We start from the raw sequence: 13,297 nt of genomic DNA, 5'->3' as shown, positions 1-13,297 counted from the left end.
CCGGCTACCTCGTTATTCGGTCGGTACGAGCCGGTAAGCGGAGTTACGGCCGCCGGTCCTCGACCGCTTGCGCGCTCTGTTCGGTCACGCGGACGCCCTTCGCCGAGAGGTGTTGCATGCGACGGCGCGCGAAGTCCTCCTCGGTCGTCCCCCGCGTGGCGAGGACGAACATGCGGGAGTTGCCGGTCGGTCGCATCGTCCGGCCCGCGCGCTGTGCGCCCTGCCGCCGGGAACCGCCGAGTCCGGAGGCCACGATGGCGAGTTCGGCGTCGGGCAGGTCGATGCCCTCGTCGCCGACCCGCGAGACGACCAAGGTGTCGCGCTCGCCCGACTTGAACTCCTGAAGCAGATGCTCGCGCCGGGCGTGGCGCATCTCGCCCGAGATGAACGGGACGTTGAGCGCCTCGGCCAGTCGGTCGCCTTGGTCGAGGTACTCCACGAATATCAGGGTCTTGGCGTGGGGGTACTCGGCGCGCAGGTGGCGAATCTCGTCGAGTTTCGCGGGGTTGCTCGCGGCGAGTTGGCGCTTCTCGTGTCCCTCCGCGCTCCCGTACTCGTGGCGGTAGGTCTCGTCGTCCCACGGCACGTAGCGAATCTGTACCTCGGGTTCTTGGACGTAGCCGGCCTCGAACAGCGCGTCCCAGTCGGTGCCGATGGGCGGGCCGATGAGCGTGAATATCTCCTCCTCCTTGTCGTCCTCGCGGACCGGCGTGGCCGAGAGGCCGAGGCGGTGCTTGCTCTGGAGGTCCGCCGACCGGCGGAACACCTTCGACGGCACGTGGTGGACCTCGTCGTAGACGATGAGGCCCCACTCGCGCTGGTCGAATAGCTGACGGTGGCGGTCCATCCCGGCGGTCTGGTAGGTCGCAATCGTGACGGGGCGCACGTCCTTCGCGCCGCCGTGGTACTCGCCGATTTGGTCGGGCGAGAGCGTCGTGTGCGCGAGCAGTTCGTCGTGCCACTGACTGGCGAGTTCCCGGCCCGGCACCAGAATCAGGGTCTCGCCGCCGACCGCCTCTATCGCGCCCATCCCGGCCACGGTCTTGCCGCTCCCCGGCGGACCGACGAGGACGCCCGACTTGGTCGCCACGAACTGGTCGACCCACTCCTGCTGGTAGTCGCGGAGGCGGAGTTTGAGTTGGACGTCGAGTTCCTCGCCGGTTTCGAGGTCGCGTTCGTCGCGGACCGGATACCCGGCCTCGTAGAGGACGCGCTTGACCTCGGCGACCGACTCCTCGGCGACCCAACTCTCGGTGTCCGAGAGGGGCGCGCGCAACTGGCCCGCGTCGAGTTTCTGGCGCGCGACGTTGCCCATCAGGTCCTCGCTCGCGGCTTCGAGGACGACGTAGCCGTCCTCCTCGTCGGTCCGGAGGACGAACTGGCGAGCGCGCTTCCACTGGCCCTCTATCCACTCTTCGAGGTGGGGCGACCGCTCGGGGAGCACGTCCCGGACGGTGCCGAGCAGACTCTCGAAGTCGTCGAACGGCGCGGCCCACACGTCCTCTTGGCGAATCTCGTACATGTAGCCGCCGTCGCGCGTGGTGTCCACGAGGTGAGCGAACTGCGAGAGTTGCGCCCGCGTGAACTGGGTCGGTTGGTCCACGACCAGTTCGCGGCGCTTCGGAAAGACGACCACGCGCTCGCGGTCGGCGAGTTTCCCCCAGTCGGTCGGATACCAGACCACGGGGTCGTTCGACACGTCGAGCCGCTCGACGCCCTCGCCCTCCGCGAGACCCGCCAGCGCGCCGTCAGTCTCGGCCTGCGAACGGTCGAGCGCGCGGGCCACCTCCTCGGCGGTGACGACCGGCCGGCCGTACTGCTCGACGGCGTCGTGGAAGTCCTCCACGTCCACCGGGTCGTTCGTATCCGTCGAGTCGTCTGCGTCTGCCGAGTCGTCCCCGTCCACCGGTTCGGCGTCGTCGGTGCTGGTGTCGTCAGTATCGGTGTCGCTGATATCGTCGGTACTGGTTTCGTCGGTACCGGTGTCGCTGGCGTCGTCGGACTCCCGTCGCGCGGCAGCGCCCTCGGTTCCCGAATCGAGTTCGTCGGTCTCGTCGTCTGCGTCGGTCACTGGTCGGCGATACGGGACCGACGAACAAACGGCTTGCGTTCGGCTGAATTCTGTCGTTGTTTTTCCAACACGTGGCCACAAGATTTATTTCTGTAGGTTGACAGCCGGAGTAACATTTGAGTAGTGGGGGTTTGAGGAAAGCCACATGGACACGCACATTACGGCCATCGAACGCTGTGCGTACTGCCGAGAGTACGTTCCGATAACGGTTCTACCGGTCGGTCCCGACGAGGCGCCGATTTCGGCGGAGGTGGCCGTCTGCGAGGAGTGCCGAACCGACGGACGCTGACCGCGACACCGACGGAGAGACCGGCGGACGACGAACGAGTTCCCCGCGAGCAAAGGACACGCTCGCGGCGAACCCCCAGCGATTAGCCCGCGCTTACCGTTTCGTTCGCGCGGGTTAGCGGTCGAACTGCACCGTGGGTATAACTACTCGTCTCCCGTTGCCGAGAGCGTGACTCTCCGAGACGTTCGCCGGTTCGGCGTCCTCGTCGCCGCGCTCGCCGTCGCCGCGGGCGCGAACGTCGCCTTCGCGGGCGCGGCGGTACCCGGCGCGAGCGCGTTCGACGCACCGAGTTCGACCGACGCGGCACAGCGGACCGTCGATTCCTGCACGACCATCGACGAACCCGGCACCTACGTCCTGTCCAAGAAAATCGAGAACGGCGGGAAGACCGCCATCTCGAAGGCCTGCATCGAGATTACCGCGGACGGCGTGACCTTCGACGGTAACGGACACCTCATCGACGGCCGGGGCGTGAGCCACACCAAGGGCATCGCCGTCGTCGACGCGAAGGACGTGACGATTCGGAACGTCGCGGTGGACGACTGGCACTCGGGTATCCTCGTGACCGGCGGTTCGGCGACGGTTCGGAACGTGAAGTCCTACTCGAACGCCTACGGCGTCCGCGTGGAGGACGCCGACGGGGCCACTATCGAGAACAGCACCATCACGGACAACCTCGTGGGCGTCTCGACCACGGGCGCGGACGTGAATCTCTCGGGCAACGACATCTCGGACAACGACATCAGGATTCAGCGCGAGAACTGACCCAAATTTTCGAGCTCTCCCGCCGACCGGACCGCCCGGCGTGCTGGCGGCGTCGCACCCGCGGCGCAGATGGGGTCTGATGGAACCCGGTCTAGTGGAGTCCAGTCCGCCGGGCTCCGGACTGGTGAAGTCCGGACCGAGTGGCCCCGACCGACCGTCGCTCGATTCGACAGTCGGAGCAACCGACGGTAGCGGTCCCGAATCGTCCTTCTCGCTCGCGTCGATACCTGCTCGACTCGCTCCGTAATCGTCGCCTACGCGGCAGTACACGGAACCTGTCACGTCAGAAAGGACATCCTGTCGACACGTAGCATTCCCCAGAGAACCGCCCAGAGAGTCCATAACAAAGGGAAATACGCGAATACGGACCGGTAGCAGTGAGATGAACGCCGATAAAACCACGATACTGAGTATCACGCTTGCGATGTTGTTGGTCACGTCGGTGCTCCCCGCGAGCATCGTCGGACTGGTCGGAACGGCACGGGCGGACCACGGCGACGGACCGGTCTACACGGTACGACAGCCCGGGACGCCGGTCTGCTACGAAGTGAGTCCGTACTCCTACGACCACCCGAAGATGGTCCCCGAAGTCGAGTTGCGAGAGCAGGAGTACTACGAGGGACCGCCCGAGTCCGACGTGTACGGGGACTTCGAGAACCCCGACTGGAACGGCTTCGAGTCCATCGAGTCCCAGATGGACTACCGCTACCGGAACGACACCGACCCCGGGCCCGAACGGGCGTGGAAGGGTCAGACGGAGTACTACGCGCCGTACCTCAACGACCAGTACATCATGGAGGGCTGGGAGTACGCCACCTACGGGAAGTACAACTGGTCGCACGACGGCCACAGCCACCTCTGGTTCTACGAGAACGCCGACGGCGAGGTGAGCCTCGTCGTCCGCCACGACAAACTGTACGAGGAGACCGGCACCTCCTCGCACAATCCGTACAACGGAGAACACGGCCCCGGAGACGGGTTCCTCGAACCTGCTCCCGGCGGCGGCACGGCCGAGTGGACGTTCGATAACCTGCCGAGCGGCGAGTGGGCGTACATCGACGACATGTACCCGCAGGGACTGGACGACTACTACACCGACGGGAACGTCCGCTACGGCCACCGGCAGGCCCAATACGAGTCCCAACCCCTGAGCGAGTTCAGCGGCGGCTACTTCGACATCGACTGGGTCTGGGGTACTAACGGAACCGACGGCGGGGCGTACCGCGGGTTCCAGAACTTAGAGCAGGGCGAGAGCGTCACCATCGACGCCTCGTTCACCGGCGACATTCAGAAGTGGGCCGTGCGCAACAACGCCGGCCACGATAACACGAGCGGCGAGATGAAGGACCTCCAGATGGGTCAGCCGGTCGTCATCGAGCGCGGCGCGAACTGCCAGAACCTCGAAGCCAGCCTCAGCGCGAGTTCGAACCCGATAGAGGCGGGCGAGAGCGTGACGTTCACCGCCGGCGAGGGTGCGAACGAGTACCGCTGGGACTTCGACGGCGACGGCCAAATCGACGCCAACACCTCGACGCGAGAGGTCCCGCACACCTACAATAGCTCCACCACCGCGCAGGTGAGCGTGACGATGGTCGCCGACGGACGGTCGGTGTCGGCGTCCACGACGGTCGAGGTGAGACCGGACCGAGCGCCGAGCGCCGACTTCAGCGTGACCAGCGAGGGCGACGGCGGGAGCCACGTCGTCGGAGAACGGGTCACCTTCAACGGGTCGGCGAGTTCGGACAACGTCGAAATCTCGCAGTACGAGTGGAACCTGAACGGGACGGCGGCGAACGGCGACACCGCCCGACGGAGTTTCTCCTCGGCGGGCGAGAAGACCGTGACGCTGACCGTCACCGACCGAATCGGTAACACCGCCAACGTCACGAAGACGGTGCAAGTCGTCGAACCCGACGACCCGCAGGCCAGAGCCTCGGCGACTCCGACGGAAGTCGAAGCGGGCGCGCCGGTGACGTTCAGCGCGAACGAGAGCAGCGACGGTAACGGCGTCATCGAGAGCTACGAGTGGGACCTCAGAGGCGGGTCCGGTCCCGAGGAGACCGGCCAGAACGTGGCGTGGACCTACGACTCGTCCGGTACGAAGAACGCGACGCTGACCGTCACGGACAGCCACGGTCGGACGGACACGGCGAATCTCACCGTCACGGTCACGAACGCGACGACGCCGACCATCGACTCGGTCAGCGTCGAGGAGGGCGACGAGGTGTCGGTCAGCGGCACCCTCGATGTCAGCGCCTCGGCGAGCGACCGTAGTACGCCGCTGACCTACGAGTGGATATTCCGACGGAGCGATGGCAGTAGAGTCGGTACGGCGACGGGCCAGACCGTCAGTTTCGGCGGATTCGACCGGCAGGGGTCCGCGACGGTCGAACTCGTCGTGACCGACGCGGCGGGCCACCGGAACTCGACCGGCGAGATAGCCATCAGCGTCACCGGCAAGCCGAGCGCCGCGCTCTCGGCGACCGACCAGACGCGGGTAGGCAAGTCCGTGACCTTCGACGCGAGTAACTCGACGGACACAGGGAGCATCACTGAGTTCCGCTGGGACTTCGACGGCGACGGGACGATCGACGCGAACACGACGAGCGAGAACCGGACCGCGACCCACACCTACGGCAGTTCCGACACGTACACCGCCTCGGTGACGGTCGTGGACGACGACGGCAACACCGACAACGCGACGACCCGAATCGAGGTCAAGCCAAAGAAGAAGGCCGTCTCCGGCGGAGGAGGCGGCGGTGGCGGCGGAGGCGGCGGTGGATTCGGCCCGCCGCCGATTCTGACCGAGACGAAGCGGACCGGCGCGAACACCGCGGCCATCGACGTGCGGCAGGCCCAGGAGGGCCGGACGGTGGAGGCCGACATCCCGGCCAGCGCGGTCGCCAACGAGACCGGCGTGCGCTTCGAGCACCTGACGGTCGAACCCACCGGGGACGACGCACACGTCGTCTTCCAGACCGCGGTGAGCGCCGACGCGCCCGAGAGCACTCCGGCGCTGACCGCGACCGACGAGTCGCTGGCGTACCTCGGCCTCGACGCGAAGTACTTCGAGGACGGGGTCGCGAACGCGTCTGTAGAATTCACCGTCGAGCAGTCCGCGCTCGGCGCACTCGCCTCGGGTGAGGACGTCGCAGTCTACCAGTACGACGGCGAATGGCGAAAGCTCGACGCGACTGTTTCGGAGTCGACCGCCGACGGCTACCGGGTGAAAGTGAAGACCGACTCGCTCGGTACGCTCGCGGTCGGCGCGAACCGGCCGCTGTCGGTCACGGAGACCGGACTCTCGGCCGACACCGTGGCGACCGGCGACGAGGTGACGGCGAACGTGACCGTCCGGAATACCGGAACCGCGGCCCGGAGCGCGACGGTCAACCTCACGGTCGACGGGAGCGCGCTGGCATCGAAGCGAGTCGAGGTGCCCCCGGGCGAGACGAGGGACCTGACCCTGACCGGAACCGCGCCGTCGCCCGGCACCTACGAGGCGACGGTCGGCGGCGTCTCGACGGGGAACCTGACCGTCGTGGAGACGCTCCCGGCCGAGACGGCGGTGACGGACGTGGCGCTGAACACCTCGTCCATCTCGGCGGGCGAGCGAGTCGAGATCACCGCGACCGTCGAAAACACCGGCGGTCAACCCGGCGAGCAGGCGGTCGCGCTGACGATGTTCGGCGAGGAGATAGCCAACAAGTCCGTTCGCGTTCCCGCGGGCGAGACGAAGGAAGTCACCTTCGTCCGGCGCGTGGACGCCGCGGGCAACTACACGGTGGACGTGAACGGCCAGACGGCTAAACTCGGCGTCTCGAAGGCCGACGACAACGGTCTCGGTAACGCCGCGCCCGGCGTCCCCGGATTCGGCGTCGGCACGGCGCTGGTCGCGCTCCTCGCGGCCGCGCTGCTGGCGCGGCGTCGAGGCTGACGGAGCGCGAGAGCCCGCGGCAACTACTGTTTTCCGTTCTCTCGCCGTATCACGTCGAGTGAGCGAAGCGACGGAATCGAGCGACGGAACGAGAACGTCTAGCGGCGCGACGACGAACGACGCGGTAACGTCGGACAGTTCGGAGGGGTCCGGCGGCGGTTCGAGACTGGCCGCGAAGAAGAACCGACTCAGAGAGTGGGTGCTCCTCGACGGGCAACGACTGCTTATCGCCGCCAGCTTGTTGGTGATTGTAGCTATCGTACTCGTCTCGGTCGAGGCTCTCGGGTGGGTTCCGATGGAGCGGCCTCAGCCGGTTTACTACGTGTTCGGCGGACTGATCAGCGGCAACCTCACGTTGATAACGGTCGTCGTCTCCATCAATCAGTTGCTGCTCGGCCGGGAGTTCAACTCGCCGGGCGAGTTGGAGTCGGAGATGCAGAGCGTCATCGACTACCGCCGTGAGGTGGAGGAGCACGCGGGCGAAGTCGCGCCGGTGACGCCGCTGAAGTTCCTCGAACTCCTCTTCCAGAACACCCGGCGGGAGACCCAGCGAATCGGCGGGATGACGTTCGGCCCGGTCGGCGAGGACGTGCGCTCGGAGATAGACGAGGTGGTGGAGTCGCTGACCGACCACGCGGACGACGTTCTCGACCGTCTCGGGGATTCGGACGCGGACACGTTCGACGTGCTGTCGACGACGCTGACCACCAACTACGCCCAAGAGATACACCGGGTTCGGAAGATTCGGTCGCGCCACGGCGACGACCTGCCGGAGTCCGTGATGACCGCGCTCGACAATCTGGTCGACCACCTCCAGAAGGTGGACGTGGCGCGCCAGTACTTCAAGTCGCTCTACCTGCAGGAGGAACTCTCGTCGCTGTCGCGGGTCCTGCTCTACGCCGGACTCCCCGCGGAACTGGTCTCGATACTCGTCTTGCTCGGGCTCACGGCCCGGGCGGGGACCGGACTGACCCAGTACTCGGCCGTGTTGTTACCGATAACGGTGACCATCGCCTTGCTTCCCTTGGCGCTCCTCGTGGCGTTCATCGTCCGGACGGCGACGGTGACGGAGCGTACCGCGGCGACGATTCCGTTCACCACGCCAAGACAGGAGAAATGAAGGAGGACCACTTTTCGGGCGCTACCGCCGGAGTTAACAACTCGACGGCCCGAAACCCGCCTCGAATGCTAACAGCTATTATTTTCCGGTGGCTCGGTTAATACGTGACAGTCGTCAGTATCTCGATGCCGGACGAACTGCTGGAGCGCATCGACGAGTTCGCCGACGAACACGGCTACACCGGTCGGAGCGAGGTGTTCCGGGAGGCCGGACGCAACCTGCTCGGCGAGTTCGAGGACAAGAAACTCGAAGACCGCGACCTGATGGGCGTCGTCACGGTGCTGTTCAACTACGAGAACTCGGGCGTCGAGCAGCGCATGATGGAACTGCGCCACGAGTACGACGGCCTCGTGACCTCGAACGTTCACAACCACGTCGGCGACCACTACTGCATGGAACTGTTCATCCTCGAAGGCGGTCTCGAAGACATCTCGACGTTCGTCGGGAAGATTCGGGCCACGCAGGACACCCTCACGGTCGATTACTCGGTGATTCCGGTGGACGAGGTCGGGCCGTTCGCTGGCGGCGAGTGAGACGCGACCCGTCGCCGCCGGACGCGTCTGCGACCCGACTGGGGGGTTTGCTCGGTCGTCGGACTACGAGTCGGCGTCGGCGGTCGGATCTCCCCCGCCGTCGGTGACGCCCTCGTCGCCGCCGTCGGTGAGGGCCGTCTCGCGCTTGCGCTCGAACCACGCCCACTCCTTGGTCTTCAGGCCGTCCTCTTCGAGGTCCCACGGGTCGCCGCTCTCGACGCGGCGGCCCTCCATCCACGAGGTCACGATGTTCCAGACGAAGATGAGTTGGGCGAACGCGAGGACGAACGTCCCGATTCCGGCGACGACGTGGAGGTCCTGAAACTTCGGGAGGTAGGTGGCGTAGCGCCGGGGCATCCCGCCGTAGCCGAGGATGAGCAGGGAGAAGAACACCATGTTCGTCCCGATCATGGTGAGCCAGAAGTGCCACTTGCCGAGAGTGCGCTGGTACATCCGACCGGTGAACAGCGGGAACCAGTAGTAGATGCCCGCGAATCCGGCGACGGCGATGGCACCCATCACGATGAAGTGGAAGTGCCCGACCACGTAGTAGGTGTCGTGCAGCACGAGGTCGACCGGAATCGACGCGAGGAAGACGCCGGTGACGCCCCCGATGATGAAGTTCTGGACGAAACCGATAGAGAACAGCATCGGCGTGGTCAACCGGAGTCTCCCGTTCCACATCGTGGTAATCCAGTTGAACGTCTTGACCGCACTCGGGATGGCGATTGCCAGCGACACCGCCATGAAACTCCCGCGAATCCGGGGGTCGATGCCGGTGGAGAACATGTGGTGGGCCCACACACCGAAGGAGAGGACGCCGATGGCCAGCGTCGAGTAGACGACGAATTTGAACCCGAACAGCTTCCGGCCCGCGAATCTAGGTAAGATGAGGCTGACCAGTCCCATCGGCGGCAACACGAGGATGTACACCTCGGGGTGGCCGAAGAACCAGAACAGGTGCTGCCAGAGCAGCGGTCCGCCGCCTTCGACGGCGAAGAACATCGTGCCGAAGTTACGGTCGAGCAGGAGCATGACCAGTGCGCTCCCCAGCAGCGGGAACGAGAACAGGATGAGTCCCGACTGAGTGAGCATCGTCCACGAGAAGATGTCGAGGCGCTCCCACCCCACCTCCTCGCCGCGCTCGGTGAAGATGGTCGCGATGAAGTTTATCGCACCCATCGTCGCCGAGACGCCGGTCAAGTGGAGGCCGAGCAGCATCAGGTCCACGCCGGGGTTGGTCTGTTCGACCGACAGCGGCGTGTACATCGTCCACGCCGTCTGAGACGGTTCGATGCCGATTCCCAGCGGTGCGAAGAAGAACCCGGACCAGATGAGGAGCGCGCCGGGCGGCAGCAACCAGAACGCGATGGCGTTGATTCGTGGGAACGCCATGTCGTCCGCGCCGATGAGCAGCGGAATGAAGTAGTTACCGAACGCCGCGAGAATCGGCGTCCCGAAGAGGAACAGCATCGTGATACCGTGAGAGGTCAGCAGCGAGTTGTAGAAGTTCGCCCCGATGATGACGGAGTCCGGCGTCATGAGTTCGGTCCGCATCAGGATGATGTTGATACCGCCCCACGCGAACGCGGTGAGGCCGTAGATACCGTAGAGGATACCGATGTCCTTGTGGTCTACAGTCGTCAACCAGCGGGCTAGTCCGCCGGGTTTCTCCGCGTGAGTCGTCTCTGCACCCTCGCGGTAGGCACCGCCACCGCCCCCCGTCAGCGGCGTGTACGACCGCCAGTCTTCGATTCGGAGTATGTACGCGGCGACGGCGAACAACACTACGCCCATGATGGCGGTGAGTACGAGTTGCCCTGCTTCGACCATACTCCAAGACAAGGCCGAGAGATACGTGTCTTCTCGCTTGGCGTGCGCCAACTCGCCTCGGCGGAGCGTCGGATCGGGGAAAACCGGGCTGTCGTCCGGCGATTCCTCCGCCGACGCCGACGGACAGGTCTTCGTTGCGACCAGAGTCGGCGCGAACCGACCGCGGACCCGTGTGGCGGTCGGTCACGTCGGCGCGACCGGGACGGCAGATTCCAGTCCGAAGCGGAACGCCGATGACTGACGCCGAACACCTCGTGACCGTCGTCTGCTCGGACTGCCGGTTCGAGCAGACGGTCGACGCGAGAAAGCGAGAATCGGCCGGACTCGTCCTCGAACGCGGCCGGGAGAACGGCCGCAAGTTGACCATCGAGCGCAGGGACGAAGACGAGTAGCACCCACTCCTAACTTGGCGCGCGCCGAACGGAGAGTATGCGCGCCTTTTCGTTCGCGCTGGAGTACGAGGGCGGCGCCGACCCGGTCGCGGACGCGTTTCGCGCCCACTCGGACCTCTACGGACACTCGCTGGCCTGTGCGGTCGTACCGGACCACTGCTGGCGGGTGGACCGCCTGACCGGCCCGACGGAGGCACTGGAGCGCGCCGAGGCGGCCTACGCCGAGTCGGGCCACGCCGCCGACTGCTTCGGGGCGGACGGCTGCGGCCGGGACCTCCGAGTCGAGGCGCTCCACCGGGACCCCTCCACGCGAATCCTGTTCACCGGGTGGACCCGGACGGAGGGGTGCCGGTCGATACCCCACCTCGCGCTGGAGTATCTGGGTCCCGGCGTCCTCTTCGCCACGGAGCGCCACGGCCCGCGCTACGAGTGGCACGTCCTGATGCCGAGCGACGCCAACCTCGGGGAACTCTCGGACGTGATTCGAACCGCGGCGGGCGCGGGCGTCCGGTTCGACCTGCGGCAAGTGACCGACGAGTCGGCGTGGCTCTCGGCCTACAGCGGGCGGCCCGCGCTCCCCTACACCCATTACGAGGCGATGGCGGCCGCGGTGGAGCGAGGCTACTACGAGACGCCCCGCGAGATTACCGTGGCGGAACTGGCCGAGGAACTCGACCTGCCGCGCTCGACGCTCTCGTATCGACTCCGGCGGGCGGAGGCGGAACTGGCCCAGAGTTTCGTGGGAGGGGAGCGGTAGCGCGTTTGCCGACGCTGTACGGACTTCGGAACGCGGCGATTCGGCGGTAGACGCTCGAATACCGAAGGTTGATAAGTCGGAGCCAGACAGTCGGGGATTGAACATGAGTTATCGGAGATTATTGAGACCGCTGGCGCTGGACGCCGGACTTCTGGGACTCCTCACGGTCGGCGGAGCGTCCGCACTCACGCGGTCGGGTGCGCTCGTGCTGGCACTCGCCGGGGCGGGCGTCCTCTGTATCGCGCTCGGCGGCGGAACCGCCGGGCAGGTCAGCGCCTCGGGGAGCGCCTTCGCGGAGAACGCGGGACTCGGCGCGATGGTGGACGACATGGGAATCTGGCCGGGGTCGGGTTCGGGCGTCTCGGGACGTGTGCGACTTCTGTTCTACGGCGTCGGTCTGGTGACGTGGAGCGTCGTCGTCCTCGTCGCGTTTTCGTCGCACCTCCGCTGAGCGAGTCGGCGAACTCCGATTCGGGCCGCGACTGCCGCGAGCAGTGGTCCTTTTGCGCTTCGAGACCTATTCCGAAGCGTCATGAACATGCTCGTGGACGGCGAGTGGCGGACCGGCGCCTACGAATCCACCGACGAGGAGGGGAACTTCGACCGACAGGAGACCAGTTTCCGGAACTGGGTCGGCGAGTCGCGGGGCGACTCAGAGCGTTCGGGCGGGGAGCGAGGCGAACTCCGAGACGACACCGAGTTCCCGGCCGAGGCCGGGCGCTACCACCTCTACGTCTCGCTGGCCTGCCCGTGGGCCCACAGGACGCTCGTCATCCGCGCGCTCAAGGGCTTGGAGGACGCCATCTCGGTCTCGGTCGTGGACCCCTACCGCGAGAACGACGGGTGGGAGTTCAGTCCCGAGAAAGAGGGGTGTACGGAGGACCGCGTCAACGGCTTCGACTACCTCCGGGAGACCTACGTCGCGGCCGACCCCGACTTCACGGGCCGGGTCACGGTGCCCGTGCTGTGGGACACCGAACGCGAGACCATCGTGAACAACGAGTCCGAGGAGATAATGCGGATGCTCGATACCGCGTTTGACGCGGTGGCCAAGCACGACGTGACCCTCTACCCCGAGGGCTACCGCGACGAGGTCGACGAGACCATCGAGGACATCTACGACCCCATCAACAACGGCGTCTACCGCGCCGGGTTCGCGGGCACCCAAGAGGCGTACGACGAGGCAGTCACGGAACTGTTCGACGCGCTCGACCGTTACGACGACCTGCTGGACGACCGGCGGTACCTCTGTGGCGACCGACTCACGGAGGCCGACGTTGCGATGTTCACCACGCTGGTCCGGTTCGACGCGGTGTACCACACCCACTTCAAGTGCAACGTCCGCCAGATTTCCGACTACGAGAACCTCTGGCCCTACCTCCGGGACCTCTACCAGACGCCGGGCGTCGCCCAGACCGTGAACATGAGCCACATCAAGGAACACTACTACCGGAGTCACGCCGACCTCAACCCCAAGCGCATCGTGCCGAAGGGTCCGGCCATCGACTTCGAACTACCCCACGACCGAGACGAACTGCCGGGCGGCCCGCCGGAGGAACTCGTCGCGTCGCCCCGGTAATCGAGTCCCGGCACAAACGTC

The 13,297-nt window shown here is 66.0% G+C and carries 11 protein-coding genes; 9 read left to right on the top strand and 2 right to left on the bottom strand.

Going from position 1 to position 13,297, the window contains the following annotated elements:
- Window positions 1-43 precede the first annotated feature (43 nt).
- A complete protein-coding gene (locus M0R89_RS18455; protein WP_438267692.1) occupies window positions 44-2,071 on the bottom strand; it encodes a DEAD/DEAH box helicase in 2,028 nt (675 codons plus the stop codon).
- A gap of 145 nt (window positions 2,072-2,216) precedes the next feature.
- Here M0R89_RS18455 and M0R89_RS18450 point away from each other — a divergent pair, with 145 nt between their 5' ends.
- From M0R89_RS18450 to M0R89_RS18430, 5 genes are all read left to right on the top strand, one after another.
- Window positions 2,217-2,360 (top strand): hypothetical protein, encoded by a 144-nt coding sequence (locus tag M0R89_RS18450; RefSeq protein WP_248652548.1) that lies wholly within the window; start codon window positions 2,217-2,219, stop codon window positions 2,358-2,360.
- 168 nt (window positions 2,361-2,528) lie between these two features.
- Window positions 2,529-3,125: a right-handed parallel beta-helix repeat-containing protein gene (locus tag M0R89_RS18445; protein ID WP_248652547.1), complete on the top strand. Its 597-nt coding sequence runs from the start codon at window positions 2,529-2,531 to the stop codon at window positions 3,123-3,125.
- A 382-nt stretch (window positions 3,126-3,507) separates the two neighbouring features.
- Window positions 3,508-7,062 (top strand): PKD domain-containing protein, encoded by a 3,555-nt coding sequence (locus M0R89_RS18440; protein ID WP_248652546.1) that lies wholly within the window; start codon window positions 3,508-3,510, stop codon window positions 7,060-7,062.
- Window positions 7,063-7,120: 58 nt separating this feature from the next.
- Window positions 7,121-8,182 (top strand): DUF7972 family membrane protein, encoded by a 1,062-nt coding sequence (locus M0R89_RS18435; RefSeq protein ID WP_248652545.1) that lies wholly within the window; start codon window positions 7,121-7,123, stop codon window positions 8,180-8,182.
- A gap of 104 nt (window positions 8,183-8,286) precedes the next feature.
- Window positions 8,287-8,715, top strand: coding sequence for a CopG family ribbon-helix-helix protein (locus M0R89_RS18430; RefSeq protein ID WP_248652544.1), 429 nt, complete (start codon window positions 8,287-8,289; stop codon window positions 8,713-8,715).
- A 63-nt stretch (window positions 8,716-8,778) separates the two neighbouring features.
- On the opposite strand, the gene ctaD is transcribed toward M0R89_RS18430, so the two are convergent.
- Window positions 8,779-10,512, bottom strand: coding sequence for a cytochrome c oxidase subunit I (ctaD, locus tag M0R89_RS18425; RefSeq protein WP_248652702.1), 1,734 nt, complete (start codon window positions 10,510-10,512; stop codon window positions 8,779-8,781).
- 269 nt (window positions 10,513-10,781) lie between these two features.
- Between ctaD and M0R89_RS18420 the strand changes: the two genes are divergently transcribed.
- The 4 genes from M0R89_RS18420 to M0R89_RS18405 all read left to right on the top strand — a co-directional run bounded on the left by M0R89_RS18420 (window position 10,782) and on the right by M0R89_RS18405 (window position 13,276).
- A complete protein-coding gene (locus tag M0R89_RS18420) occupies window positions 10,782-10,940 on the top strand; it encodes a hypothetical protein (RefSeq protein WP_248652543.1) in 159 nt (52 codons plus the stop codon).
- Between the two features lie 37 nt (window positions 10,941-10,977).
- Complete coding sequence (locus M0R89_RS18415; RefSeq protein ID WP_248652542.1) at window positions 10,978-11,697, top strand: helix-turn-helix domain-containing protein; 720 nt, start codon at window positions 10,978-10,980, stop codon at window positions 11,695-11,697.
- A gap of 103 nt (window positions 11,698-11,800) precedes the next feature.
- Window positions 11,801-12,148 carry a DUF8070 family membrane protein gene (locus tag M0R89_RS18410; protein WP_248652541.1) on the top strand — a complete coding sequence of 116 codons (348 nt, stop codon included), beginning with the start codon at window positions 11,801-11,803 and terminating at the stop codon, window positions 12,146-12,148.
- Window positions 12,149-12,229: 81 nt separating this feature from the next.
- Window positions 12,230-13,276, top strand: a complete 1,047-nt coding sequence (locus tag M0R89_RS18405; RefSeq protein ID WP_248652540.1) for a glutathione S-transferase family protein — start codon at window positions 12,230-12,232, stop codon at window positions 13,274-13,276.
- Window positions 13,277-13,297: the final 21 nt, after the last annotated feature.

This window comes from Halorussus limi (assembly GCF_023238205.1).
GTDB classification, from domain to species: domain Archaea; phylum Halobacteriota; class Halobacteria; order Halobacteriales; family Haladaptataceae; genus Halorussus; species Halorussus limi.
Note: the sequence above shows the minus strand (reverse complement) of the source record. Positions and strands in the feature narration are given on the sequence as shown.